The following is a 26,084-nucleotide window of genomic DNA, read 5'->3' on the forward strand; positions in this document are numbered from 1 at the left end:
CAATAGTTGCGTCCCCTCTGCATTTTTCAGGGGGCGCGATCTGCCGTTCACCGACCAGAAAGCAGCCACGTGCACGACCCGACCGACCGGCGCGCCATCAGCGTGATCATCCCGTGTCTCAATGACGCCGCGCTCCTGCGCCGTTGCCTGGCCTCCTTCAGCGCGCAGGAGGTGCCGCCGGATGAGGTCATCGTGGTCGACAACGGTTCCACCGACGATTCCGCCGACGTCGCCCGGACGGCCGGCGCCCGCGTGGTCCCCGAACCGCGCCGCGGCATCACCTGGGCCACCCGCGCCGGTTTCGACGCCGCGGCGGGCGACATCCTGCTGCGTGTCGACGCCGACGCCGCCGCCGCCCCCGACTTCCTCGCCCGGCTCCACGCCGCCTGGGACGCCGCGGATGCCTCCCCGGGCAGGCGGGTGGTCGGCGTGACCGGCACCGCCCGTTTCGAGGTGCCGGGTGTCCTCGGTGACCTGGCCAGCCGCGCCTACCTGGGCGCCTACCGGTTCAGTGTCGGCTCCACCCTGGGCCACCACCCGTTCTTCGGCACCAACTACTCTCTCCGGGCCGACTGGTGGCGCGAGGTGCGCGGGCAAATCGACTCCGCCGACACCTACGCGCACGAGGACATGCAGATCTCCTTCGCGGTCCGTCCCGATGAGACCGTCTGGTTCCAGCGGGACCTGACGCTGGACATGGACCCGCGCGCCCTGCACGGCACCCGCCAGCTGGCGGTGCGCTTCCACCGCGGCCTGCACACGGTGTTCAGCGGCTGGCGCAACCACCCGCCGCACCGCCGCCTGGCGCGCCGCGGCCTGCTGGGACGGCACCTGTACGAGGAGCTCGGCGCATGAGTGATGATCTGTCCCGGCGCGTGGACGCGTCGCTGGAGCTACTCGGTGAATTCCTGGCCCGTGGCCGCTCGCTCAACCCCGTGGACTCCCGGCTGCTGACCATGGCCCACGACGGGGTGGCCGCCTTCGCCCTGGGCGGTAAGCACCTGCGGTCGCGGCTGGTGCACATCTCCGCCGGGGAGGTCACCGGCGAGCGGCTGTACGCGGCCACCGTCTTCGGCGCCTGCGTCGACCTGCTGCACGGGGCCTTCCTCATCCACGACGACATCATCGACCGGGATGACGTCCGTCGCGGCCTGCCCACCATCCACGCCGCGGTGCGCGAGGAGTTCGGGGACGCCCACCTGGGGATCGCCGTCGCGATCACCGCGGGGGATCTGGGGATCAACGGGGCGATCCAGCTGCTGCTGGACTCCGGGCTCGACGACGCCCTGGTGCGCCGTGGTCTGGGTGCGTTGTCCGCGGCCGCGCAGGAGACCATCACCGGCGAGATCCTCGACATCTCCCACACGGTTCCCACCACCGACGCCGCCGACGGCACACCCGACCCGGAACTGGTGCGGCTGAGCAACCGGCTCAAGACCAGCGAGTACAGCTTCGGCACCCCGCTCAAGCTCGGGGCGATCGCCGCCGGCCGGGATCCGGAGCCGATGGCGGGCATCGCGCATGAGCTGGGTTGCGCCTACCAGGCCGCCGACGACATCGCCGGTACCGTGGGCGAGAGCGCGGACACCGGCAAGCAGGCGGCCGGGGACGTGGTCAACGGGCGCGCGACCCTGATGACCATGCGGATGGACGGGGACGTCCCGGCGGATCCGGCCCGGCTGGCGGAGATCGTCGGCGATGTCGTCGCGGAGGGGGAGGGTCATCTCGCCCGGGCCCGTACCCGCATCGACGCCGCCGGTCTCGAGCCGGGCATCCGGGAGGGTCTGCACCACATCACGGACCAGATCGAAGGGATGCTGCACGCCTATGCCTGAGCACGAGCCGCAGGGCCGGGAGCTGCTGGGTGAGTTCCTCGACCGCTACGACCGCACGGCCGTCCGGGCGGCACACCAGGTGATCCTGTCCTATTCCACGAGCTTCACCCTGGCCACCCGCCTGCTGGAGAAGCGGGTGCGCACCGACATCCGCAACCTCTACGCCATGGTGCGCATCGCCGACGAGATCGTCGACGGCACCACCGAGGCCGCCGGGGTGCCGCACGAGGAGGTCGCCGCCCTGCTCGACGACTACGAGCGCGCCGTCCTCGACGCCCCGCGGCACCGCTTCCACGTCGACCCCGTCCTGCACGCCTACGCGCTCACGGCTCGGCGCTGCCGCTTCAACCCGGAGCACGTGGTGGCCTTCTTCTCCTCCATGCGGCGGGATCTGCACCAGGCCACCCACGACGGACGCAGCTTCAACGACTACGTCTACGGCTCCGCCGAGGTCATCGGCCTGCTGTGTCTGTCCGCCTTCCTGGTCGACCACCCGGTCACCGATGACGAGCGCGCCCGCCTGGAGTCCGGCGCCCGCTCCCTGGGGGCGGCCTTCCAGAAGATCAACTTCCTGCGCGACCTCGCCGAGGACTCCGGCACCCTGGGCCGCACCTACTTCCCGGGCCTGGCCGAGAACGGGCTCACCGAGGAGCACAAGGCCGACCTCATCGCCGACATCCGCATCGACCTCGCCGACGCCCGCGCGGTCATCCCACTGCTGCCGGTCACCGCGCGCACCGGCGTGCTGGCGGCCACCGGGCTGTTCGCCGAACTGACCGACCGCATCGAGGCGCTGCCCGCCGCCGAGCTGACCCGCCGACGCGTCAGCGTGCCGCGCCGGACGAAGACGGCGATACTGGCCCGGGCGCTCACCTCCGCCCCGCGCCTGAACCGGCGCACCAACCGCAGGAAAGGGACGAGACCATGACCACCCCCACCCCCCGCACGGCGATCGTGATCGGCGCCGGGGTCGCCGGCCTGGCCACCGCCGCGCTGCTGGCACACGAGGGCACCGAGGTCACCGTTCTCGACCGCATCGACACCGTCGGTGGCCGTGCCGGGGACCTGACCATCGAGGATCACCCCGGTTTCCGCTGGGACACCGGTCCGTCCTGGTACCTCATGCCCGACGCCTTCGACCACTTCTTCCGCCTGCTCGGCACCACGGCCGAGGAGCAGCTCGACCTGGTGGACCTCACGCCCGCCTACCGCGTCTTCCCGGAGGGGGAGCAACCGCTGGACGTGCCCAGCGGCGTGGACGCGGCGGCCGAACTCTTCGAGTCCATCGAACCCGGTGCCGGGCAGGCGCTGCGCGACTACCTCGACAGTGCCGGCGACTCCTACCGGATCGCCCTGGAACGTTTCCTCTACACCACCTTCTCCGCGGTGGGACCGCTGCTGCACCGCGACGTGCGCGTGCGCCTCGGCCGCCTGGCGAAGCTGCTGACCCAGCCGCTGGAGAGCTTCGTCAACGAACAGTTCCGGGACACCCGCCTGCGCCAGATCCTCACCTACCCGGCGGTGTTTTTGTCCTCCCGCCCGGAGAAGACCCCCTCGCTGTACCACCTGATGAGCCACACTGACCTCGTGCAGGGCGTGCGCTACCCCGTGGGCGGTTTCACCGCCGTCGTCGAGGCCCTCCACCGCCTGGCGGTCGAACAGGGCGTGCGGATCCGGCTCAACACCGAGGTCACCGCCGTCATCACCGCGCCGGATGGCCGCAAGGCCCGCGCCACCGGTGTGCGCGTGCGCGGGGCGGACGGCCGGATCGGGGAGATCGCCGCCGACATCGTCGTCTCCGGCGCGGACCTCCACCACACCGAAAACCACCTCTTGCCCGCGAAACTGCGCACCTACCCGGAGCGCTACTGGGCCTCGCGCGACCCCGGCATCGGCACCGTGCTCGTGATGCTGGGCGTGCGGGGCAAGCTACCGCAGCTGACCCACCACAACCTGCTGTTCAGCCGGGACTGGTCGGAGGACTTCGCGGTCGTCTTCGACGGACCCCACCCGGACCGCCCGCTGGGCGCCTCCCGGTCGATCTACGTCTCCATGCCCTCGGCCACGGAACCGGGGGTCGCCCCGGAAGGCCACGAGAACCTCTTCCTCCTGGTGCCCGTGCCCGCGGCCGAGGGCGTTGGCCACGGCGACACCTTCCGCGGCACCGGGGCGTCGGCGGTCGAGGCCGTCGCCGACGCCGCCATCGCCCAGCTCGCCGAGTGGGCGGACATCCCCGACCTGGCCGAGCGCATCGTCATCCGCCACACCGTCGGCCCGGCCGACTTCGCCGAGCGCTACCACGCCTGGCGGGGCGGGTCGATCGGCCCCGGCCACTCCCTGCGCCAGTCGGCCTTCCTGCGCGGGCGCAACGCCTCCGCCAAGGTCGACGGGCTCTACTACGCCGGGGCGACCACCGTGCCCGGGGTGGGGGTGCCCATGTGCCTGATCTCCGCGGAGAACGTGATCAAGCGCCTGCACGGCGACACCAGCCCCGGCCCGCTGCCGGAGGCGGGAGGTGCGCATGCTTGAGTCCCTGCTCTCCCTGAGCTACCTGGCCTTCCTCGTCGCCGTGCTGATCTGCATGGTCCTGTGCGACTGGCGGTGGAAGCTGGCGTTCTTCCTCGACGCCCGCCGCGCCGCGGTCGTCAGCGTGGCCGTGGTCGCGCTCTTCCTCCTCTGGGACGCCCTCGGCATCGCCACCGGCACGTTCTTCCGCGGGGAATCCGCCCACATGACCGGCATCGAACTCGCCCCGGAGATGCCGCTGGAGGAGCCGTTCTTCCTGTTCTTCCTGACCTACCTGGCCATCAACCTCACCACGGGGGCGCGGCTGCTTCTTAATGCCCGCGCGGACGCGAAGGAGAATGCGGCGTGACGTATCTGCTCATCAGCCTGCCGTTCCTGATCCTCGGCGCCGTCGTCTGGCTGGTCCGCCGCAACAGCGTCCCGCGGCAGCTGGCCGTGACCGCCCTCGTGGCCGCGGTGCTGCTGGTGCTCACCGCGATCTTCGACAACCTGATGATCTGGGCGGATCTCTTCGGCTACGGCGACGCCCAGCGGCTCGGCCCCCAGATCGGGCTGGCCCCGGTGGAGGACTTCTTCTACCCCTTATTCGCCGCGTTGATCATCCCCGCCGTGTGGACGCGCAAACCCGAGTCGGAGAGGAGACAGTCATGAGAATCATCCGCGCCGTGCTTTCGGCGTCGCGGCCCATCAGCTGGGTCAACACCGCCTTCCCCTACGGCCTGGCCTACCTGCTGGCCGGTGGGGGACTGGACTGGTTGTTCTGGGTGGGCGTGGTCTTCTTCCTCATCCCGTACAACATCGCCCTCTACGGCATCAACGACGTCTTCGACTACGAATCCGATATCCGCAACCCCCGCAAGGGTGGCGTCGAGGGGGCCGTGCTGCCGAAGGAGATGCACCCGGTCCTGCTGCACGCCTCCGTGTGGACGACCCTCCCGTTCCTCATCGTGCTCTACGCGGCGGGCACCTGGGCCTCGGCGCTGTGGCTGACGGTCTCGGTGTTCGCGGTGATCGCCTACTCGGCGGCGGGGCTGCGGTTCAAGGAACGCCCCGTCCTGGACTCGGTGACCTCCTCGGCGCACTTCACTACCCCGGCGATCGTGGGCGCGACCATCAGCGTGGGCGAGGTGCCCGACTTCTTCTGGTTCGCGGCCGGCGCCTTCTTCCTGTGGGGCATGGCCAGCCACGCCCTCGGCGCGGTGCAGGACGTGAAGGCCGACCGCGAGGGCGGGCTGAGCTCGATCGCCACGGCCTTCGGTGCGCGGGCGACCACCCGGCTGGCGGCGGTCGCCTACCTGGGGGCGGCGCTGCTGGTCTTCGCGCTGCCGTCCCCGGCCTGGATTGTCGGCATCGCCGGCCTGGGCTACGTGGCCAACACGCTGCGCTTCTGGAATATCACCGACGAGACCTGCGAGGATGTCAACCGCGCCTGGAAGGTGTTCCTGTGGCTGAACTACCTGGTGGGCGCGATCGTCACGATCTCCCTGGTGTCGGTGTTCCTGGACTGAGCTACCGGCTGATCGTCGGCCACATCAGCGCGACCAGGTTGGGCGCCCACTCCTCCGGGACGTCATCGCGCAGGGCATCGCTGACGAACATCCCACCGGTGATCATCTCGATGAGCTGCTCGTAGTCCACCTCCGGCCGGAGCTGGCCCTCCTTGACGCCGCGGGCGAAGAACGAGCGCAGCCGCGCGAGGTTCGGCTCCACCACGCGGTGCTGCCACTCGTCGAGGTCCTCACCCTGGCTGGCCAGGATGCCGCCGACCGCCGAGATACCCACCTGGGCCTCGAAGATCTCCCGGATCTCGGCGAGGAGCTCGCACAGGCCCGCCTGGGTTACCGGGTAGTCCTGCTCCGGAGGGGAAGCCAGCTCACGTGCCACGGCGTCGAGCATCTGCGAACGGTCATCGTAGCGGCGGTAGATCGTCGTCTTCGCCACACCCGACTCGGCGGCGACGGCGTCGATGCTCACCGCGCCCAGTCCCTCGCGCCGGCCCAGCGCGAGGACGGCGGCGGTGATCTTCTCGTCCGTGGCGGACCGGCGCGCGGCCTGGCGCGGTGTATTCTCCCGCGACTTCTTGTTCCTGGGTGTCGCCACCCCGTCACCTCCGGGTTTTAACTGACAAGCCGTCCGGCCTCCAGATGATCTTACCTGTCACTACGCCGCCGGCTCCGCGTCAGGCTGACACACAAAAGGGACCGGTTGGCGTCAACCGGTCCCGGAAACTTCATGTCAGGCGGCGAGGGCGTGCTCCCGTGGCGCCTCATGGTCCACGAAGATGGTGCGGTGGATCAGTGCGGTGAGCGCGAAGGCGAACACCATGACGGCGATGATCCAGGCGGTCCAGGCGGCGTCTTCCGTAGTACTGAAGCCACCGAGCCACGGGGCCAGGAAGAGGACGGCGGCCAGGCCGATCATCGCCCGCTCGGGCGTCTTCGAGGGGTCGGTGCCGATCGACCACAGGGCGGTGACACCGATCAGGAGGCCGAGGGGGATGAACCAGCCGATCGGGGCGTCGGTGGTCCACAGGGGTGCCAGCACGAGACAGATACCGAGGATGAGATTCGTCCAGTCCGGCCAGGTCCGCCAACCCCGCGGGGTGCCGTAGAGATCGGTGGCGAGGGTGGGGCGCTGCTGAAGTTGCGTGGTCAAAGATTCCTTCCTTCTGGAGATCGAGGGGTGCAGGGCATCCCTCATCCACGTCCGGAGGGTCCCCCTGCTTGCAACTCCATCGTAGCGCTACAAGTTTGTTTCGTCAAGGGTGTTAAGTGTGAAACGAGCAGGTGAGAGGCTTGTGAAGTCCCGGCTAGGGCCCTTATCCAGCCGCTCTCGAGGTGCTGTGGGGGAGGGGTGAGAGTAAGGATGCTTATCGACGCCACGCGGTGCGCGGAGTGCGGTGGGCGACAGGACCCGGGCGGGAGTTCCGCCGGCGATATTCTGAAACCGGCGCATCCGCCAGTGCCTCGGTGGTGGTGTCCACCAGTTGCGCGCAGGCCGGTTCCAGAGTGGTCTTGCCGTGCTTGCGGCCGAGGTTGGCCAGGATATTGCGCGACAGCGTCGACCCCCGGGGCACACTCGCCCGGTTGCGGTCCAAGATCATGGTGATCGCCGCGATCGTTGCTGGTCCGAAGGATCCTGCCCACGCTAGGAGCTCATCCATCACGGGTGGGCACATCGTGGGCGTCGCTATCCCCGGATGGGCCGTGGGTGATATCGGTGCTGTAGCGGTAGCGGAACCTGTGCACGCGGGTGTGTTTTGCCACAAGCTGGTCACCGTCGAAGACGCTGACTAGATCTGTGGTCAGCCGTGTCCGTAGAGTCGTGCCCACCAGCGTAAACGGCACCGAGTAGTAGCCGACGATGGAGCCGTGCCGACCGGTTTTCTGTTGTGTAATGTCGTAGAGCATTGCGCAGTTCCGTTGCAAAAGTGCTTTTATCCACCTCGCGCAACAGGGGAAAGCTCCTGGCCGATACGCGTTGCTCTGGGGTATGCCCCATTGCCATATTAGCGATCAATGTCCTTGATCGATGGGCGTCGCCAAATCTGTAGGTCCTAAACGGTGGAAACGTCTTTCAGCGCTCTCCGGGGGAGTATGGATGCTTAACTCAGCGGCCCCCTCGGCGTGGGCGGTAGCGTTTAGACAAGGCCGAACACTTCGACTCATCTTTTGGCGGGAAACCGCTAACATCGCCGGCCCAAGGGCAGACTCCCTGCAATGACCGCTATCAATGACTGACTGGATCTCGAACGGGCTCCATGATGGTTGACACAGCTACGACTACCCACATCGTAGCTTCAGAGGGCGAGATCGTCGATGAGGCTGAGTCGGCAAAAGGGCACCCGCTGCTCACTTTAAACTGGCCTTATTCACCCTGCCCGAAGCAGCATCCTCCCCAGGTGACGTGAGTGATAGCCAATTTTAGTTGCGAAAGCGCCGGTGAGCTAAAATAGGGAGGTGGACTAGTTGGTCTATTTTAAAGTTTTCCCACAAACGATCTTAGCGCTTTTTCAAAATGGAATAAAATATTATTTGAAAGGAAAACTGCAATGTCTGACTATTTAGACCCAGAGGACGTTTTCACTCCGTCAAACCCCCCAACTGGGGAAAACAATATCTATGTTAGCCGTTTGAATATAGAAAACAAACTTCGCAGGGCGCTAAAGTCGAGGGTTCCGATTGTTTTCGGAAACTATGGGGTGGGAAAAACCACCCTATGCATAAAGGTGCTTGAAAGCGCGTATGCGGAGGAAATTATAGTCCGCATTACCGATCCTAGCGCAATGGAAATGGGATCATTATTTAAGCGCGGGTTTGAGGAAATTGGCTACGAGGTCACTGTTAACAGGACTGAAAGTCGCGCTTCTGGCATCGATATTGGGGCGTCCGCTCAGGCTCAGGTTTCGAATCCGTTATTTAATTTGTTTAACCTTGGCGGTTCCCTCTCTATCAAAAAAGCAGATAGCGCGGAAGAAGGCGTTACGAAGAAGCTCTTAGTGGACGAGCCAACTGACTTTAAGGCAATCGAAATATTTCGCGATAATAAGGTTATTTTTTTTATCGACGAACTACACATGTCTACAGAAGAATTTCGGTGGGATCTTAGTCGTTTGATTAAATCCGTGAGTGACCTCAGCTTCCAGTATCCAAAATTTATTTTTAGCGGGACCGCAAATGATCCCTCTTCACTCGCTCAGTCAAACCAAGGAATTGATAGAATTCTGGAGGAGGTTCCAGTCCCGCCCTTGGCAGAGGGGGAAGGAAAAAGCCTCTTGTCGGAAGGTTTCAATAAACTCCAAATAAGGATTGATGATAAAGCGATTGAACAGGTAGTGCGAGTTTCAGGTGGCGCTCCCTCTCTCATCCACTCGATCGGTATCGCCCTCGCCTATATTGCCGAGGATAGGGGGGAACGGATAATTAAAAGAGAAGATGTATCCACTGCGCTTGAAGTGGTGATTAAGGAGGGGTCACATGAACGCATGACCGATCGGTATAAAAAAGCTGCTAATCACACTGGGGCGCGCAAATATAGAACACAAATTCTCCATGCCATGGCAAGTGCGGAAGAGGCCCAAGTAGAAACAGGCTGGCTTGCGGAGGAGATCTCCAGGCGCTTAGGGGAGAAGGTTGAAATGCAGGCGATCAGCGGACCTCTGAGAGAATTAAAATCTGAAGAGTATGGGGGCATCTTGGCAGATGCTTCTGCTGCCGATGGAAGTAAGCTTCATAACCAATCCATGTTTAAGCAACCTCAAATGAAATCATTCGTTCAGTTTTTGGAAAATGCGCAAAACGCTGGTGCTGAATTGTAGGGCTCTTCTAATAGAGCTCTATCTCTCGGGGCAGTCGCAGCTGAAAGTAATTATCGGTTTCTCTCCGTTCGGGGGGGGGATTTTACCCTGAAGGACAAAGGTGTTGGCAGATCAGTCCTTTAGGTCTTGTTGCGAAAGTCTGGATCGGCGTAACGGGTGGAAATGAGAGCGGCCTCCGGCATAGCGAGGAAGGTGCGAACAATCACCGCCAGCCGCCGGAGAATTTATCCCCACCCTAGCCCCTTTCTTTCACTGGGCTTTTTGAGTGGCCGGCTTGGTGGGGGTGGCTGAGGTCGGGATTGTTGAGCTTCCGGCGGGTGCTGGTGCCGGGTGAACCAGGTTCCATGTCCTGGACTCGAAATATGGATAGGGACTGCGGTGACGGTGCGTGTGGCGGTTGCGCCGCCGAGAGTCAGGCGATGGATCTGAGTCGGGAGAGTCCGTGCTCGAGCACCTCGCGGTGGGCGGCGGCGCGATCAAACCGGAGGATGGTGCGCCTGGCATGACGCACGACGACTGCTGCGATCGACAGCATCCTCGCTCGCAGGGTTTTCGGTTCCCACACCCACCACCGCGAGCGGCGCTGATCTGCCGCTTTACCGGTGGCGGCGGTGATCAGCCCGGCCCAGCTGATCAGGTTCATCGCCAGGACCGCGGCGTGGATCCACGCCTGGTTCATCCCGAACGCCTCATGCGGCAGTTTGCCCAGCCCACAGTCCTTCAAGTCCCGGATGCGTTGCTCGCACCGGCCCCGGGCCCGGTGGAGCGCGTCGAGTCGGTTCGCGTGCCCGGGACGGTTGGTGACAAAGGCCTGCACACGCCGGCCATCGATGTCGGTGATGCGCAGCTGCGCACCCCGGGCGGGGTGCTCGACACGAATGATGACCCGCATGTCGGAAGGGTATTTCTCGAGGTTGATACCCAGTGGTTCCCCGGCCCAGGAGTGCATCCGGGAAGTGATGTCCGCGACGTACGCGTCCGTGGTGTCGCTGACCGTACCGTCGGGGCGGATGATGCCCTGTTTGATGTCGTCGCCAAGCGTGGAGGCGATCTCGCCGATCTGCCAGGTCACCGGCAACCCCACCGAGTACCCCAGGCCCTGGTGATCGAGGTGGCCCAGAAAGGCCTGCGACCCGCCGGCAGCATCCGTGCGTATCAGCAAACGCTTCCCCCACTCCTGGCCGTCGACATGGTCGGGGGTCGCGGCCAGGGCCTGGTCGAGGACGTCCTTGTGGTCGGCCGCGGTGTTCGAGCCGGCGTTGCCCGGACGCAGCAGCACCGCTGCGGGTTCCCCGGTCCACCCGTCGCCGTGGTCGATGATGGCAGCCAGCGGGTGGAACCCGAAGTGCTTCTTCCACGTCGGTGCCGCGTTTTCCTTGTCCGAGTGGGCGAGGATTTCGGTGGCGTTCAGGTCGATGACCAGCGGGGCATCGGCGCTGGCTGCGGCGGGGTTGCGGGCTCCGCAGGCGGTCCACGCCGTGGTACGGGCTGCTTTCATTCCGGTCAGGACCGCGGTGGTTCCGGCGCCGTCAGCTTCGTCGTCGTGGTCGGCGAGTTCTTTGTGGCGGCGGTGCACCGTCGAATCCGACGGCACCTGATCGACCAGGCCGATGGCCACCAGCGGGCCAAGGAGGTCAACGTCATTGGCATCATCCCCGCCCAAGGCGAGTACCAGGGCCAGGGCAGTCATGGTGTTCCCGGTGGTGTGCAAAAGATTCGGATTCTGCCACTCGGCCAGTTCCACGTCGATGGCGTCGGCGACTCCGACGGCGTCGGCGGTGCTGGCCAATAACATGAGTCCGGCGTTCGAGCACAGTTGGGCAGGAGCGGGGGTACCGACGCAAAAGCTGGTAGTCTTCACTCTGAAGGTGATCCTTTCGACCTGGGTTCCTGGAGTCTAAGCAGCTACCAAGTTACCTGGTCAAGGGTCACTTTTCTTATGTCTGCAGCCCGTGTCAGCCCACGTCCCGTGAAAACCCCGGGTTAGTGAATGAATAAACATGGAGGACTGCATGGGCTGGCGGCCGCAGAAGCTGGAATTGACCTGGTACAAAAGACTAGGAACTAATCCCAACCCAGGAAGGAAAGTACGGCTACACCTGGGTCGACCCCAAGGATCCCCGCTACTGCGAAACCCACACCCTCATCATCGACGATGTCGCCCGCGGAACCCAGGCCCCCAAAGAAGACGGCATCACCTACTCCGAACGGGCCGACCTAGGTTCTGTCTTGTAAGTGTTAACGCAGCCACAAGATGATCGCGGCGATGGGGGGTGGCCCCCTTTGCGTGGACACGCAGGATTGATCAAGCAGCGGGTGCCACGGTAACAGCCGTGGCGCGGTGTGGGTCGATCTTTTGAGGGTGCCGAGTACTACAGCGCGGTCAGTGGCGGGTAGTCAGCGGGCGCAGCGTCATGTCGCCAAGCGTCGTATTCGCCCCCACTCATCACCCCAATGGAGATGAAGGTGCGCCGGTAGGCCCGATCGAGACCTCGGTTGATTCCAGCGGCATGGTTAAGAAGCTCAAAGGGAACACGGTGACAGGCATGTCCAACCACCCACGTGTGCCGTAGCCGTCCGATAACGGGAGCGCGGCCATAACCGGCGGCTCTACTGCGCTCAATGAACTTCCTGATGACCCTGGTTGGTGGTTGCCGGGTGATGGTTCCACTCTGGGACGCGACGATCGGAGAGGAGAGCTGAGCATCGGGATGAGCATCTCGAATTGGAATATAGTTTTGAGGCCCCGTTGCCGGAATCTCCGAAGCACCATCTAGTCTTGAACAGAGCATCACATCGAGGAAAGTGGACGACAGTGGACAAGAACCAACTCGGCAGCAGTATCTGGAGAGCCGCCAACGAGATGCGCGGCAGCCTGGACGCCAACGACTACAAGGATTTCATCCTTGGATTCATCTTCTATAAGTTCCTCTCCGACAAGCAGACGGACTTCTTTGTCAGTTGGCAACTGCCCGAGGAACAGCTACCTGGTTTGTTAACCCAGGGCGATAACCTCTACGCCGAGATGGCGCAGAAGAATATCGGGTACTACATCGCCTACGAGGATCTGTTCGATCACTGGCTCCACAAGGACACTGATCTGGTCGTATCCGATGTCACCGAGGCGATGTCGCGGTTCGAGTCGAATATCGCCGCACCCTACAAGCACGTCTACGGCGGCATCTTCGAGACCTTCCGTAACAGCGTGACCAAGCTTGGCGCTGATGCGAATCAGCGCGCGAAGAAGCTGCGCGAGATCATGCGTATCGTACGTGACGTACCCACGGATAATTCCCTTGACTATGATGTCTTGGGGTACATCTACGAGTATCTCATCGGCCAATTTGCGGCCAATGCAGGCAAGAAGAACGGCGAGTTCTATACCCCTCACACTGTCGCCCTGGTCATGGCTGAGATCGTCGGAGAACATCTTCGCGGCCGCGCAGAAATTGAAGTGTACGATCCGACCTCAGGCTCGGCGTCGTTGATGCTCAACATCGGCTCGGCCATCGAACGCCGCTCCGGTGACAAGGGCAAAATCAAGTACTATGCCCAGGAACTCAAGCAGGATGCCTACAACCTCACCCGTATGAACCTGGTCATGCGAGGTGTTGCCCCTTCCAACATCGTCACCCGCAACGCCGACTCACTCGGCCAGGACTGGCCGATGATCGACGAGTACGGCAGCACCGACCCGCTCTTCGTAGACGCTGTGGTAAGTAACCCGCCCTACTCGGCCAAGTGGGACAAAGATGCCGCAGAACGTAGCAGCGATGTCCGTTTCGCCAAGTACGGTTACGCGCCTAAGTCGAAGGCTGATTACGCCTTCCTGCTCCACGAGCTGTATCACCTGCGCGATGACGGCATCCTAACGATTGTTCTGCCCCATGGAGTGCTCTTCAGAGGTGGTGAGGAAAGTGAGATTCGCAAGAGGCTGATTGACCAGAACAACATCGAAACCATCATCGGCTTCCCCCCAAACATCTTCTTCGGCACCGGCATCGCCACCATCGTCATGGTGCTCAAGAAAAAGCGCGGCAACGACGATACCGTGCAGTTCGTCGATGCATCCAAGGGCTTCGTGAAAGACGGTACCAAGAACGAGCTGCGTCCGCGGGACGTCCGCAAGATCGTCGACACCGTACTAGCTCGCGAAGACGTCGAGAAGTATTCCCGCGTCGTTTCACGCGAGGAAATCATTGTCAGCGACTACAACCTCAACATCCCGCGATATGTCGACTCTTCTGAAGAACCGGAACGCTGGGATATCTACTCCACGATGTTCGGCGGTATCCCCTTCACCGAGATCGACCAGCTCGCAGAGTATTGGGATAACCTGCCTGAGTTGCGCGATGCCATCTTCGAAGAGATGTCAGCCACTCATGCCCAGTTTCGGGAGGGTGTGGATATTGCGGATGTAGTCACAGGCCACCACAGTGTGAGCGGGTACACCGACTCATTTGACGCAGCGTTTGAAGGTTTCGACGATTATCTGCACGAGAAACTGATCGACGACGCCACCGACGTGGAGATCCGCCTAGCTGAAGGTGAAATTCGCCGCGAGCTCTTCGCTCGTCTGGATGGTGTCCCGATCGTTGACGATTACGGCGTCTACCAGCTGTTCGCAGACCAATGGAACATCATCGAAGGTGACCTCGGTGTTATCCAGCTCGACGGCTGGGAACAGGTTCGCGGTGTCGAGCCGAACATGGTGACGAGGAAGAAGGACGGCAAGGACGTGGAAGCCCATGAAGGTTGGAAGGGCACCATCCTGCCGTTTGCCCTAGTCCAGAGCCAGTTGCTGCCGGATGCTTATGCCACGCTCCATGGGCTCCAAGAAACCCAAGCCGCGGCGGAAGCGCGCAAGGACGAGCTTTTCGAGGAGATCCCCGAAGAAGAGCACGGTGTCGATGATTACTGCATCACCAATGCCGCCGGCACTGACTTCCGTCGAGCCGGAGTGACGAACCGGCTGAACCAGCTACTGGAGGATGTCACCTCACCCGAGATCAAGGCCATGGAGTCCTACCTCGATATGACCCCCTCACAGAAGCGTCAGATGGAGGCAGACCACCCCGAGTACGGTTGGGACGAGATGGAGAAATCTTCTGCCCGCAATAAGGGTGGTGAGTTTGGAAAGCCAGCTACCGTAAAGCGCATTGTCGAACTGAAGAAGCAGGTCGAGTTCGAGGAAGGGTCGATCACTACACAGCTAGTCGAGGCTGACTCTTTGCTCGCTGAGATTGCTGAGCACAAGAAAGACATCAAGGCACGCGAAGAAGAGATCCACAAACAGACTCGCGCGCTCATCCCGACCCTGGATGATGCCCAGGTGAGCGAGCTACTGCACGCAAAGTGGATCACTCCATTGATGGCTCAGATCAGCGCCGTGCCCGGTAGATTGATCGAAGCTCTGCTGGAGAAGTTGTGCAGCCTGCAGCGCAAGTACGCAACCACGTTGACTGACGTGAACGAACAGATCGACGATACTTCCGCTGAACTGGCACAGATGATGGACCAGCTCAAGGGCAACGATACTGATATGCGCGGAATTGAAGCCCTGGCGGACACGCTGGGAGGTAAGTAGCGATGAATGAACCTAGTTTGAGGTTAGATGGGTTCATTGGTGAGTGGAAGGAGGGGGCCCTTGGGGATCTAGGCTCCGTCCGAGGTGGTGGAACTCCCGCCACCGGTATCTCAGCGTATTGGGGCGGTAAAATCCCATGGTTTACCCCAGGAGAAATTTCAGAAAACGGGTCTGGCATCGTTGCCGACTCTGAGCGCCTGATTACATCCGACGGATTGATCGAATCTTCGGCCAAAGAGCTTCCTCCGGGAACGGTTCTGGTGACTTCTCGCGCAAGTATCGGACATGTAGCCGTGACTAGTAAACTGGCTGCTACAAACCAGGGATTTGCTTCAGTCACTCCAAACCAAGTTGAGTCAACGTGGTTTATCTATAACTGGGTTCTAGCCCATCAAGACGCGCTCCGCCGTAGTGCCAGTGGTAGCACTTTCTTAGAGATCAGTGTCAAGTCTGTCGAGAATTTTCCGATTACCTACCCCAATCTTCCCGAACAGGAAATTTTAGGTGGCTTCTTTCGCAAATTTGATTCTCTGATTGATTCAGCCGACAGTCAAGTATCTCACCTTAAACACCTCAAGCAGACCATGCTGGGCAAGATGTTCCCGCGAGCTGGTGAGACTGTGCCGGGAATTCGTTTCGATGGTTTTGACGGTGAGTGGTCTACCCAAGCGCTCGGGCAGCTAGGTTCTACCTACGGCGGGTTGACTGGCAAGAATAAGGACGATTTTGGTCATGGAGAAGCACGATACATCACCTATAGAAATGTCTTTTCCAACGCAATTTCGGATCCGGAGATGGTCGAGCGAGTTGAGGTAGATCCGGTTCAAAATGAAGTGCGAATCGGAGACGTTCTCTTCACTACTTCCTCAGAGACCCCCGAAGAAGTAGGGATGTCCAGTGTTGTCACTGAAGTTGAAAATTATACGTATTTAAACAGTTTCTGCTTCGGTTACCGCCCAACGGCGAAGTTTGACCTTTACTTCCTCGCCAGTCTCCTGCGAAGTGATTCAGTACGAAATCAGCTTGAGAAGCTTGCTCAAGGGATTTCGAGATTCAACATCTCGAGTCGCAAGGTTATGGCTATCGAAGTCGCCTATCCATCTGTCCAGGAACAACAGGTCATTGGCAACTACTTCCGCAAGCTCGATCAGCTCATTGAGCTAGAAGAAAACAAGCTGAGCAAGCTACAGCACCTCAAATCAGCTTTCCTCGATAAGATGTTTGTCTGAGACGAGAGGGAGAACACATATGGCAATCCCGCACGAGTTCACCGACGAAGCTGCCTTCGAGAACGCCGTTGTCACAGCCCTGACCCAAAATCACGGCTGGTCGAAGAAGGTGCTCTACTCTCCCACCGAGCACGATCTTATCGAGAACTGGGCCGAGATCGTCTTCGAGAACAACAACACTCCGGAGCGACTCAACAACTTCCCCTTGTCGCAGGTCGAAAAAGACACGCTCGCTCAGGAAATCGCCGGGTTGACGACTCCAAACGCAGTGCATCGCCTGCTACAAGGCAAAGAGGTCACCCTGCGCCGTAACAACCCGGCGGACAAGCGCAACCACGACCAGTCGATCCAGCTCACGATCTTCGACCCCGCTGAGGTCGCCGGCGGTGACTCGACGTACCAGGTTGCCCAGCAGCCGCGCTTCGGCAAGAAGATTGATGTGGAGTCCGACCGGCGCGGCGACATCGTGTTGTTGATCTGGGGGTTGCCACTGATCCACATCGAACTGAAGAGCTCGACGCAGACAGTGGACAAAGCCATCATCCAGCTGCAGCGCTACATGGACCAGCAGGTCTTCACGGGGTTGATGAACGCCGTGCAGATCATGGTGGCGATGACGCCGGATGACATGCGGTATTTCGCCCGCCCGGTGAGTGCAGATGCCCTCAACCACGACTTCGTGTTCCACTGGACTGACCAGAATAACGACTACTTCCCCGACTGGGGTGGAGTGGCACGCACATTCCTATCCATCCCGCACGCACACAGGCTCATCGGCAACTACATCATTGCCGATGGCGCAGATGAAGTGCTGAAAGTTCTGCGCCCGTATCAAATTTATGCCGTGTCCCGGATCATCGAGCGGATCACCGAGATCAACGCCCTCGACGACGATAACTGGTCGCGGCATACGCACAAGGGCGGCTACATCTGGCATACGACCGGTTCAGGAAAAACCATGACGTCGTTCAAGGCGGCGGACCTGCTGGCGCGAATGAAGCTGGCGGAGAAGGTCATCTTCGTCCTCGACCGCATTGAGCTGTCCGATCAGTCGATGAAGGAGTACCGGAACTTCGCGGCCGATCCTGACGAGCTACACGAGCCGAGGTCCTCCCATGAGCTGGTCAAGTTCATGAAGGCACCCCATAAGCGGTTGATCGTCACCTCACTCCATAAGCTTGGGAAAATCTGCGGCGACGAATCACAGTACGGCGAAGCCGACTTCGCGAAGATGCGGGACCAGCGCATCCTGTTTGTGTTCGATGAGGCGCATCGGTCGACCTTCGGTGAGATGTTCAGTGACATCAAGCGGCGTTTCCCGCACTCTGTGTTCATCGGGTTTACCGGCACCCCGATCAAGGACAAGAACAGGCGCAAAGATTCGATGACAGTCGACTTGTTCGGCGAAGAGCTCCACAGCTACGCGATTACGCACGGCATGCGTGACAAGAATGTCCTCGAGTTTGACACCATCGGTGTCGACACCTTCGAAAATCTGCGCGAACAGGTTGCGCTCCGGGAAGCCGACGCAGCAGACCTCGACGAGGTCATGGCTGACGAAAAGAAACGTGCCATCTTCGACAGGTACATGGACGAAGAGCTCGTCCCGATGACCAGCTCTACCGATGAAAACGACAAGGTCGTCAAGGGTATCGAGCAGTTGGCAGGCTCATCAGCTTGGGACAATCCGGATCACCGCCGTGAGGTGGTCAGGTACATCTTCAAACACTGGACCCGCAGGTCACGTGGTGGCGAGCTGCACGCCATGTTGGCGGCTGATTCTGTTCCGGAAGCCATCGACTACTACCGGCTTTTCAAAGCGCTGACGGATCTTGACGTGACAGCCGTGTTCGCGGATGAAACCGAGCACACGAAGAGTTCTCTCGAACGCGACAAGGGTCTTCGCGAGATCCTTAAGGATTACAACGCCCGCTACGATAAATCGTTTGCTCGGGACCAGTTGGTAGAGTTCAAACGCGATGTCTCCAACCGCTTGGCACACAAGGAAGCATACAAGGGCATCGAGAGCAAGCCCAAGGAGCAGATTGATCTCGTGATCGTCGTCGATCAGTTACTCACCGGTTACGACTCCAAGTGGCTCAACACGCTCTACTTCGACCGGGTGTTTACCTACGACCGGCTGGTGCAGGCGTTCTCGCGTACCAATCGTGTGCTCGACAACCACCTGAAGCCACACGGAATCATCGTATACTTTCGTATGGTCAACACGATGGCGGAGAACATTGACGAGGCCTTCGATCTCTATTCCGGCAGCCACGGTGATCAGGTGTTCGTCGATAAGCTACCGCAGGTGTTAGCGACCATTAACAAGCTGTACGGCAGCATCGGGGAAGTCTTTCAGTCTGCCGGTATCAATGACTTTGAACGCCTGCCGGACGATAAGGAATCCCGAAAGAAGTTTGCTCTGACGTTTGCTGATCTCAGTCGCGCAGTCCAGACAGCATTGATCCAAGGGTTCGTCTGGGGGCAGTCGCACTACGAGTTCCCGGAGCTTCCCGATGAGCCGAAGGTCGATGTCGAACTTAATGAAACGTCGTATGAAGCGTTGATGGCTCGTTATGGTGAGCTCGGTAGCGACAGCGAGGCTGGCGATGACGATATTCCGCTGGACCTGTCGACGCTTGCGGTCGTCAACCAGACGAAACGGATCGACTTCGAGTACCTAGACGCGAAGTTCGAGAAGTACCGCCAGGCACTCAAGTCTGTTGATGCCTCGGTGGACGAGCATGAGCGGCTGCTCGAGGAAGTCCGCACTGCCTATGCTGCGTTATCCCAGGAAGACCAGGATATTGCCCGTGAGATTGTCTCTGATATTCAGAGCGGAGTCATCAGCGTTCACACGGACAAGAAGTTCCAGGAGTACCTTCGTGAGTACAAGGTCGCTCGCCAGGACCGGAACACGCAGTTACTGCATGAAGCCACCAACATCCCAGTCAGTAAGATCAATGAGATGTTGGACGTCTGCGGTGACACCCAGGCATCTCTGTACGAGTTCACCCGGTTCCAGAACATGTTCAAAATGGTTGATGCCCATGTCTTCGACGATTGGTTGAAGACATCCAAGGGGCTCGATCTCCCTCCTTTCTTCCAACGCTCCGCTCTCACCGAAATCCTGGAACAGTTCTTCATCCGCGGCGGCATGGATCCTAAAGAGTGGGACGCTAGCCGGTTTGAGTAGCTACCACGTCGAACGAACTTGTGAAACGAAAGGCAGGCACCCGGCATGGCTCGTCCCAAGGCGATCAAGCCAGTGGAGCTGTATCCCCATTGACCTTCTGCCGAGGGCTTTGCTGCGCCGACACACCCAGACTCTGCACAGCTGGACAATTGGCAGCACGCTGAGACCCGACTTGGGCCAATTGTGAGTGACTTTTTCCATATTGACACTGTGACCAGGCTCGACGGTCGTGGATGGGCGGAAATATCGTACTAACCCGGGGTTTTCACGGGACGTGGGCTGACACGGGCTGCAGACATAAGAAAAGTGACCCTTGACCAGGTAACTTGGTAGCTGCTTAGACTCCAGGAACCCAGGTCGAAAGGATCACCTTCAGAGTGAAGACTACCAGCTTTTGCGTCGGTACCCCCGCTCCTGCCCAACTGTGCTCGAACGCCGGACTCATGTTATTGGCCAGCACCGCCGACGCCGTCGGAGTCGCCGACGCCATCGACGTGGAACTGGCCGAGTGGCAGAATCCGAATCTTTTGCACACCACCGGGAACACCATGACTGCCCTGGCCCTGGTACTCGCCTTGGGCGGGGATGATGCCAATGACGTTGACCTCCTTGGCCCGCTGGTGGCCATCGGCCTGGTCGATCAGGTGCCGTCGGATTCGACGGTGCACCGCCGCCACAAAGAACTCGCCGACCACGACGACGAAGCTGACGGCGCCGGAACCACCGCGGTCCTGACCGGAATGAAAGCAGCCCGTACCACGGCGTGGACCGCCTGCGGAGCCCGCAACCCCGCCGCAGCCAGCGCCGATGCCCCGCTGGTCATCGACCTGAACGCCACCGAAATCCTCGCCCACTCGGACAAGGAAAACGCGGCACCGACGTGGAAGAAGCACTTCGGGTTCCACCCGCTGGCTGCCATCATCGACCACGGCGACGGGTGGACCGGGGAACCCGCAGCGGTGCTGCTGCGTCCGGGCAACGCCGGCTCGAACACCGCGGCCGACCACAAGGACGTCCTCGACCAGGCCCTGGCCGCGACCCCCGACCATGTCGACGGCCAGGAGTGGGGGAAGCGTTTGCTGATACGCACGGATGCTGCCGGCGGGTCGCAGGCCTTTCTGGGCCACCTCGATCACCAGGGCCTGGGGTACTCGGTGGGGTTGCCGGTGACCTGGCAGATCGGCGAGATCGCCTCCACGCTTGGCGACGACATCAAACAGGGCATCATCCGCCCCGACGGTACGGTCAGCGACACCACGGACGCGTACGTCGCGGACATCACTTCCCGGATGCACTCCTGGGCCGGGGAACCACTGGGTATCAACCTCGAGAAATACCCTTCCGACATGCGGGTCATCATTCGTGTCGAGCACCCCGCCCGGGGTGCGCAGCTGCGCATCACCGACATCGATGGCCGGCGTGTGCAGGCCTTTGTCACCAACCGTCCCGGGCACGCGAACCGACTCGACGCGCTCCACCGGGCCCGGGGCCGGTGCGAGCAACGCATCCGGGACTTGAAGGACTGTGGGCTGGGCAAACTGCCGCATGAGGCGTTCGGGATGAACCAGGCGTGGATCCACGCCGCGGTCCTGGCGATGAACCTGATCAGCTGGGCCGGGCTGATCACCGCCGCCACCGGTAAAGCGGCAGATCAGCGCCGCTCGCGGTGGTGGGTGTGGGAACCGAAAACCCTGCGAGCGAGGATGCTGTCGATCGCAGCAGTCGTCGTGCGTCATGCCAGGCGCACCATCCTCCGGTTTGATCGCGCCGCCGCCCACCGCGAGGTGCTCGAGCACGGACTCTCCCGACTCAGATCCATCGCCTGACTCTCGGCGGCGCAACCGCCACACGCACCGTCACCGCAGTCCCTATCCATATTTCGAGTCCAGGACATGGAACCTGGTTCACCCGGCACCAGCACCCGCCGGAAGCTCAACAATCCCGACCTCAGCCACCCCCACCAAGCCGGCCACTCAAAAAGCCCAGTGAAAGAAAGGGGCTAACCTCACTCACTCTATCGGTTGACTTGGACATCACTTCTGAGCTGATCGAACACTCATCCCCATACAGGCAGATTTCGTTGGGAACTGAAGCGAGCTATCCATGCCTTGTCTCTCATTCCAGTGACGTGAGTGAATGGGCGGCTGGTTCATGGGTGCGTGGTCCGGATGATGATGACATCGAGGACGTCACACCCGAGGACTACGGCCGCGAGCCGTGTCAGGGTCTCATCGTCGGGCTCGTCATCCAGGAGCCCGATGAGTTGCCGGGCCATGTCACCAGCGTCGGTGGCCACAAGAATGTCATCGTCAGTGTCGAGAATTAGCCCCATGCACTATCAGACTCTCACAACGACTCTTCGGTTCCGCTCGGCAACAGTCAGCGAAGGTTTGACTTCTCGTGTTGTCCAGCATGTTTTCTTCCCCACTACGATGGGATTAATCCAGCTGAGTCAAATAGCGGGAGGACGCTGTGGAGGGTAAACTTTTCCGGTTGCAGGAGGCAGCCGCTGAGCGTTTCAATGATCGCTCCGCCTGGGTTGATTTCGTTAACCTCGCAGCCACGGCCCCTCACCTGAGATTCCGTAACCAACTGCTCCTGGCTGATCAGGTACGAGAGCGCGGGGCCAACGCGCGCGCGTTCGCCTCGCCCGCTGTCTGGGCGAGTTTCGGCTACAGCCCGGTGGAAAGCGCTACTCCCTTCATGCTCCGCCGCTCCCCAACAGCCCTGTCCGAGGCAGCTCAGCAGTTCCAGTCTGTGCGCAAGCACGGCGAATGGGTCGGGGTATACGAGCGGTGGCAGGTGGTGCCCGAACGGGAGAATTGGGGGCCGGGCGTTCCCTCGGCGCTCACAGCGTCTCAGATAGCCAAGACCTCCCCCGAGGGTCTTTATGGCCAGCTGATGGGACTGGCGGATCAGCGGGGGCTGCAAACCATCGAGACTGAGCCGAAATACCTCCCCCGCCGGGCAGCGTCACTGGTCCACTCTCGTGCGGACAACGCCAACGTCGTCTTGCTTCGCAAGGATGCGACTGAGCCTCAGCGGGTGCGCGGCCTGATCGGTGTGCTGGCGGCCGACATGGTGAGCCGGCTACCGGGTAACTCGCCTCAGAAGGGGCTAGGGGATATCAACCCTTTCGTGGCCTCCGGTATCCGTCACATCGTGGCCGCTGCCCACGGTCTGACCGACAAGCGCTACCAGGGCGTGCCCACGGTGCCCTGGCCAGAGCATGTGGATACCAACAGCTTGCACCGGTAGGGAGAAGTCACGTCCGTGGCGGCCAACAACTTTTTGGCGTCCGTCTCCACTCAGCGGCAGCGACTGCTCGACCCGGAGGCAACCGCGGTCGTCACTCCTGGGCTCGCGCAGGAGGCGAGTGCCTTTTACAAGCAGGAAAACCGACGCTTCAACCAGGAACAACGGTCTCAGGAGGGGCGGATCGGTCTGGCGAGTCCGTGTTCTCTGCACTCATGGATAGCCGGTGGTCCTCGCTGGGTGCGGGGTTGGCACAGCATTCCTCGTCTACGGATACCAGGCAGGAGGCATCTCGGAGCCTCCCTGCTTCACCTCAGCGGGGACGGGGTACAGGTCACAGACTCTAACGGGATTGTCGGCGGGTAGAGGTCGGGATCGTCGCCGGAGAACAGGTCGGTGAGGAACTCGTCGCGGTCGTCGTCGCTGCTCCAGGTGTAACGCAGCGCGTCCGCCACGGCAGGATCAAGGCCGGCGGCGGTGTCCGGGGCGTGAAGTGCGTCGACAAGTGGGTCGGTGTCAGGGGTCTCGGGGTGGTTCATAACGTCCTCTCTGCTGGGTCCGTCCATCAGATAGTAAGGGCTGCAGCGTCGCCGCGGTAGGGGCGAGGGCGTGCGGGGCACGGCGTTGGCGCGTCCACGACCTGGCGGGGGAGGTAGGCCGGGGCACTCTCACGCAGCTGCCGACCTAAGCCTCAATCCACCGATCGGCTTTCGGTGAGTGACTGATCTCCGCGGCGAGTGGGTTCGGGATTTTCGGGCAGGGGTGGTCCCCAGATCACGGTTGTTCTGGTTGTTCCACGAATTGTTGTCATCTCGGCAGCCGGTACATCGGCTGGGTGGTCAGGCGGGGATGGTGGCCGGTGGGGAGTGGGTGTGGTCGAACAGCCGGGACCACTGGGGTTCCCATTTCCAGTCCTCGGGTAGGTGCAGGATCAGTCGTCTGGCGCTGCGCGCGATACGGGCCGGAACCGTGATGATCTTCCGCCGGATCGTCGCAGTGGTGGCCCTGGCCAGATCCGTGGCGGCGATGGTGCCGGCCGCGCGGGTGAGGTTGAACGCGATGACCGCCAACACCAGCCAGGCGGCGTTCGCGGTGAAGACACCGGAGGGCATATGCGCCAGCGCGCTGGCCTTGAGATCCGCGTTGACCTGTTCGATGACCGCATGCTGACGGTGGGTCTTATCCGCGGTGACGGTGTCCAGATCACTGGTGGTAAACAGCGCGTGGAACCGGTACAGGTCAAACAATCCTGGCTGGTCGACGTCCTTTTTGTTCAGTTCCGGGATGCGGCGGACGACCAGCCGGCCGGGGACCTGGTCGGCTTTCTTCCGGGATTCGAACGCGGTGAAGGGTATCTCGGCGACTTCCGCCGAGGAGATCCACCGTTTGGTGTCCTCGTCGTAGACGGCGTCGGTGTACCGGATCGTTTCCCACGCATCCTCGCCGATGGTGGCAATCGCGCGTTTGACGGGTCCGGTCATCCGGGTGGTCACCGATACATCCGCCCCCGCCTTGATCGCGGCACGCACACTCGGGGAGCCGTAGTACGCCGAATCCGCGCGGACCAGGATCTTCTGGCCCGTCATGCCGGGCAGACGTCGGGTGGTGGCCAGTGCCTCAGCGATCAGCCGACCGGCACCGCGTGGGGAGCCACACGAGCCACGACGCAGGCGCTGGGCGACGACGACCGGTGCCGACTCAGGGGTGGCGACCGTCGCCAGCAGGGCATTGAGCCCCCGGACCTTCGAGTAGCCGAAGCCGACACCCTGCTTGTTGTGCCCGTGGACCTCAACGATCGTGTCATCGACATCGACGAAGACATACCCACTCCCGCGGGTGGTGGTGTCCTCACCGGCATCATCGACGTCACCGACGGTGGCCACGGCGGGTGCCGGCACGAGATCGGGCGCCTGATCAGCCAGGTTAACCAACAACCGGGAGGCCACCGCGTCGAGTTGGCGGACATGCCCGTAGGTAAACGACCGGAGGAAGGAACCCAATGTAGAGGGAGCGTAGATCCGGTTGAACAGGGAGCTCATTCCGCCGTGGCGCAGCAAGTCCATGTCGTCGATGGAATCCGCACCGGCGACCATGCCATCGATCAGGGAGGCGATCTTGGCCCCGGCATTCGCACCCTTATCAGTCGGGACCGTCAACCGTTCCTGAGCCAGGGTGGACAGGCCGGACTCATCGGCCAGGCGCATGACCGGGACCAGACCTGAAGCTGACACGAGGTTCGGGTCATCGAACGATGCAGACACCGCCGCGGGAGTATGAGATAGTTGCACCTGAGAGATGCCCTCCTGAGTTGGGGATATGGACCTTCGACAAGTCGTATTATCCCAGCCCAGAAGGGCATTTCTTTTATTCCCACGCCGCTGGAACCCAAACTACATCGGTGGATCCAGGCTAAGCCTGAGCGGGTCTTCTTCTGTATTGCCCGCAGCACTCCGGTGGTCGCCAGCACGTCCCCGAGGGCCATGTGCGGTGCCGGATTCGTGATCTCGAAGCGCTGACACAGGGCGTCGAGTCGGTGGGAACCGGACAGGATGCGGCGAGCCAGGTGTAGTGAGTCGATCCACGTGAAGTCAGGGTCAGAGCAGAAATCGGTGCCCGCTCGCTGACACTCGGCAGTGAGAAATCCCGCGTCGAATCTCGCGTTGTGGGCGATCAGGCGCAGCCCGGCCAGGCGCTCGCACAGAGCCGGCATGATCTGCTCGAATGTCGGGGCGGTGGTCAGATGATCGTCGGTCAGGCCGTGGATATCGGCGTTGAGGACAGCTACCTGGGGGTCGATCATGGTGTGCCAGGTGGCTAGGGGCGTGAAATCGATGTCGGTGATGCAGACGGCCACCTCGACCACTCGGTCGTGGTCCTGGCCAGTGGTTTCCACGTCCAGGATGGCAAAGGTCGGAGTGCCGGGTGATGGCTGTATCTAAGGTGCAGCTTAACCAGCTGTCCACGATTTGCGGGCAACCCTAGGACCATGCCGTTGGAGGTGTGCTCTGTGTGTTCGCGGGTGCGGAAAATCGTGTGCGAACCCGCACGGATCTGAATTCCCCGCAGCGAGGGAAGGTCTATGCACCGTTGATGACCGCGCAGCCGTGGGGTTACCCTCGAGGAGTGGACACCTGAT

General features: G+C 61.6%; 22 protein-coding genes and 1 pseudogene. 15 read left to right on the forward strand and 8 right to left on the reverse strand.

Going from position 1 to position 26,084, the window contains the following annotated elements:
* The first annotated feature begins 69 nt into the window (after nucleotides 1-69).
* Genes A605_RS03535 through A605_RS03565 form a run of 7 tightly spaced genes read left to right on the forward strand, consistent with a single transcriptional unit; the run spans nucleotide 70 to nucleotide 5,869 of the window.
* Nucleotides 70-855, forward strand: coding sequence for a glycosyltransferase family 2 protein (locus A605_RS03535; protein ID WP_015400132.1), 786 nt, complete (start codon nucleotides 70-72; stop codon nucleotides 853-855).
* Entirely contained in the window at nucleotides 852-1,835 is a 984-nt protein-coding gene (locus A605_RS03540; RefSeq protein WP_015400133.1) for a polyprenyl synthetase family protein, read from the forward strand. The genes A605_RS03535 and A605_RS03540 overlap by 4 nt, the downstream gene beginning before the upstream one ends.
* Nucleotides 1,828-2,763 carry a phytoene/squalene synthase family protein gene (locus tag A605_RS03545; RefSeq protein WP_015400134.1) on the forward strand — a complete coding sequence of 312 codons (936 nt, stop codon included), beginning with the start codon at nucleotides 1,828-1,830 and terminating at the stop codon, nucleotides 2,761-2,763. The genes A605_RS03540 and A605_RS03545 overlap by 8 nt, the downstream gene beginning before the upstream one ends.
* Complete coding sequence (gene crtI / locus A605_RS03550; protein ID WP_015400135.1) at nucleotides 2,760-4,364, forward strand: phytoene desaturase family protein; 1,605 nt, start codon at nucleotides 2,760-2,762, stop codon at nucleotides 4,362-4,364. The genes A605_RS03545 and crtI overlap by 4 nt, the downstream gene beginning before the upstream one ends.
* On the forward strand, nucleotides 4,357-4,710 hold the full coding sequence (locus A605_RS03555; protein WP_042440272.1) for a lycopene cyclase domain-containing protein: 354 nt from the start codon (nucleotides 4,357-4,359) through the stop codon (nucleotides 4,708-4,710). The genes crtI and A605_RS03555 overlap by 8 nt, the downstream gene beginning before the upstream one ends.
* Nucleotides 4,707-5,012 (forward strand): lycopene cyclase domain-containing protein, encoded by a 306-nt coding sequence (locus A605_RS03560; protein WP_015400137.1) that lies wholly within the window; start codon nucleotides 4,707-4,709, stop codon nucleotides 5,010-5,012. Before A605_RS03555 ends, A605_RS03560 begins: the two co-directional genes overlap by 4 nt.
* A complete protein-coding gene (locus tag A605_RS03565; protein WP_015400138.1) occupies nucleotides 5,009-5,869 on the forward strand; it encodes a prenyltransferase in 861 nt (286 codons plus the stop codon). Before A605_RS03560 ends, A605_RS03565 begins: the two co-directional genes overlap by 4 nt.
* Before the next feature lies 1 nt (nucleotide 5,870).
* Here A605_RS03565 and A605_RS03570 read toward each other — a convergent pair whose 3' ends face one another.
* The 4 genes from A605_RS03570 to A605_RS15685 form a co-directional block, all read right to left on the reverse strand.
* Nucleotides 5,871-6,461 (reverse strand): TetR/AcrR family transcriptional regulator, encoded by a 591-nt coding sequence (locus tag A605_RS03570; RefSeq protein ID WP_015400139.1) that lies wholly within the window; start codon nucleotides 6,459-6,461, stop codon nucleotides 5,871-5,873.
* A gap of 135 nt (nucleotides 6,462-6,596) precedes the next feature.
* A complete protein-coding gene (locus A605_RS03575; protein ID WP_015400140.1) occupies nucleotides 6,597-7,016 on the reverse strand; it encodes an SPW repeat protein in 420 nt (139 codons plus the stop codon).
* A gap of 214 nt (nucleotides 7,017-7,230) precedes the next feature.
* Nucleotides 7,231-7,524, reverse strand: a complete 294-nt coding sequence (locus A605_RS15680) for a hypothetical protein (protein ID WP_211208983.1) — start codon at nucleotides 7,522-7,524, stop codon at nucleotides 7,231-7,233.
* On the reverse strand, nucleotides 7,517-7,771 hold the full coding sequence (locus tag A605_RS15685; RefSeq protein WP_015400141.1) for a Mu transposase domain-containing protein: 255 nt from the start codon (nucleotides 7,769-7,771) through the stop codon (nucleotides 7,517-7,519). The genes A605_RS15680 and A605_RS15685 overlap by 8 nt, the downstream gene beginning before the upstream one ends.
* Nucleotides 7,772-8,412: 641 nt before the next feature.
* Here A605_RS15685 and A605_RS15240 point away from each other — a divergent pair.
* Nucleotides 8,413-9,678: a P-loop NTPase family protein gene (locus A605_RS15240; RefSeq protein WP_149029373.1), complete on the forward strand. Its 1,266-nt coding sequence runs from the start codon at nucleotides 8,413-8,415 to the stop codon at nucleotides 9,676-9,678.
* 412 nt (nucleotides 9,679-10,090) lie between these two features.
* On the opposite strand, the gene A605_RS03585 is transcribed toward A605_RS15240, so the two are convergent.
* Complete coding sequence (locus tag A605_RS03585; RefSeq protein ID WP_280109779.1) at nucleotides 10,091-11,539, reverse strand: IS1380 family transposase; 1,449 nt, start codon at nucleotides 11,537-11,539, stop codon at nucleotides 10,091-10,093.
* Nucleotides 11,540-11,690: 151 nt separating this feature from the next.
* Between A605_RS03585 and A605_RS15775 the strand changes: the two are divergent.
* The 7 genes and pseudogenes from A605_RS15775 to A605_RS03615 form a co-directional block, all read left to right on the forward strand.
* Nucleotides 11,691-11,898 (forward strand): annotated as a pseudogene (locus tag A605_RS15775) (site-specific DNA-methyltransferase); the annotation flags it as partial.
* A gap of 595 nt (nucleotides 11,899-12,493) precedes the next feature.
* On the forward strand, nucleotides 12,494-15,265 hold the full coding sequence (locus tag A605_RS03590) for a type I restriction-modification system subunit M (protein ID WP_015400143.1): 2,772 nt from the start codon (nucleotides 12,494-12,496) through the stop codon (nucleotides 15,263-15,265).
* Between the two features lie 2 nt (nucleotides 15,266-15,267).
* Nucleotides 15,268-16,494: a restriction endonuclease subunit S gene (locus tag A605_RS14955; RefSeq protein ID WP_081602076.1), complete on the forward strand. Its 1,227-nt coding sequence runs from the start codon at nucleotides 15,268-15,270 to the stop codon at nucleotides 16,492-16,494.
* A gap of 19 nt (nucleotides 16,495-16,513) precedes the next feature.
* The gene (locus A605_RS03600; RefSeq protein WP_015400145.1) at nucleotides 16,514-19,693 is read left to right on the forward strand and encodes a type I restriction endonuclease subunit R; all 3,180 of its coding nucleotides are present in this window, start codon (nucleotides 16,514-16,516) and stop codon (nucleotides 19,691-19,693) included.
* A 377-nt stretch (nucleotides 19,694-20,070) separates the two neighbouring features.
* Nucleotides 20,071-21,519, forward strand: a complete 1,449-nt coding sequence (locus A605_RS03605) for an IS1380 family transposase (protein ID WP_280109779.1) — start codon at nucleotides 20,071-20,073, stop codon at nucleotides 21,517-21,519.
* Nucleotides 21,520-21,848: 329 nt separating this feature from the next.
* A complete protein-coding gene (locus A605_RS15475; RefSeq protein WP_154653283.1) occupies nucleotides 21,849-22,019 on the forward strand; it encodes a hypothetical protein in 171 nt (56 codons plus the stop codon).
* A gap of 167 nt (nucleotides 22,020-22,186) precedes the next feature.
* Entirely contained in the window at nucleotides 22,187-22,951 is a 765-nt protein-coding gene (locus A605_RS03615) for a hypothetical protein (protein WP_149029374.1), read from the forward strand.
* Between the two features lie 305 nt (nucleotides 22,952-23,256).
* On the opposite strand, the gene A605_RS03620 is transcribed toward A605_RS03615, so the two are convergent.
* The 3 genes from A605_RS03620 to A605_RS15780 all read right to left on the reverse strand — a co-directional run bounded on the left by A605_RS03620 (nucleotide 23,257) and on the right by A605_RS15780 (nucleotide 25,841).
* Nucleotides 23,257-23,487 (reverse strand): hypothetical protein, encoded by a 231-nt coding sequence (locus A605_RS03620; RefSeq protein ID WP_015400148.1) that lies wholly within the window; start codon nucleotides 23,485-23,487, stop codon nucleotides 23,257-23,259.
* Nucleotides 23,488-23,787: 300 nt separating this feature from the next.
* Nucleotides 23,788-25,209, reverse strand: a complete 1,422-nt coding sequence (locus A605_RS03625; RefSeq protein ID WP_034991146.1) for an IS1380 family transposase — start codon at nucleotides 25,207-25,209, stop codon at nucleotides 23,788-23,790.
* Nucleotides 25,101-25,841 (reverse strand): 3'-5' exonuclease, encoded by a 741-nt coding sequence (locus tag A605_RS15780; protein ID WP_081602077.1) that lies wholly within the window; start codon nucleotides 25,839-25,841, stop codon nucleotides 25,101-25,103. Before A605_RS15780 ends, A605_RS03625 begins: the two co-directional genes overlap by 109 nt.
* Nucleotides 25,842-26,084: the final 243 nt, after the last annotated feature.

This window comes from Corynebacterium halotolerans YIM 70093 = DSM 44683, from assembly GCF_000341345.1.
In the GTDB taxonomy this organism is placed as follows: Bacteria; Actinomycetota; Actinomycetes; order Mycobacteriales; family Mycobacteriaceae; genus Corynebacterium; species Corynebacterium halotolerans.

Bases quoted from the DNA above. Each gene is read 5' to 3' on its own strand.
- A605_RS03555 (WP_042440272.1), top strand. From the start codon at position 4,357: ATGCTTGAGTCCCTGCTCTCCCTGAGCTACCTGGCCTTCCTCGTCGCC.
- A605_RS15685 (WP_015400141.1), bottom strand. From the start codon at position 7,771: ATGCTCTACGACATTACACAACAGAAAACCGGTCGGCACGGCTCCATC.
- A605_RS03565 (WP_015400138.1), top strand. From the start codon at position 5,009: ATGAGAATCATCCGCGCCGTGCTTTCGGCGTCGCGGCCCATCAGCTGG.
- A605_RS03600 (WP_015400145.1), top strand. From the start codon at position 16,514: ATGGCAATCCCGCACGAGTTCACCGACGAAGCTGCCTTCGAGAACGCC.
- A605_RS15240 (WP_149029373.1), top strand. From the start codon at position 8,413: ATGTCTGACTATTTAGACCCAGAGGACGTTTTCACTCCGTCAAACCCC.
- A605_RS03545 (WP_015400134.1), top strand. From the start codon at position 1,828: ATGCCTGAGCACGAGCCGCAGGGCCGGGAGCTGCTGGGTGAGTTCCTC.
- A605_RS03540 (WP_015400133.1), top strand. From the start codon at position 852: ATGAGTGATGATCTGTCCCGGCGCGTGGACGCGTCGCTGGAGCTACTC.
- A605_RS14955 (WP_081602076.1), top strand. From the start codon at position 15,268: ATGAATGAACCTAGTTTGAGGTTAGATGGGTTCATTGGTGAGTGGAAG.
- A605_RS15680 (WP_211208983.1), bottom strand. From the start codon at position 7,524: ATGGATGAGCTCCTAGCGTGGGCAGGATCCTTCGGACCAGCAACGATC.
- crtI (WP_015400135.1), top strand. From the start codon at position 2,760: ATGACCACCCCCACCCCCCGCACGGCGATCGTGATCGGCGCCGGGGTC.
- A605_RS03620 (WP_015400148.1), bottom strand. From the start codon at position 23,487: ATGAACCACCCCGAGACCCCTGACACCGACCCACTTGTCGACGCACTT.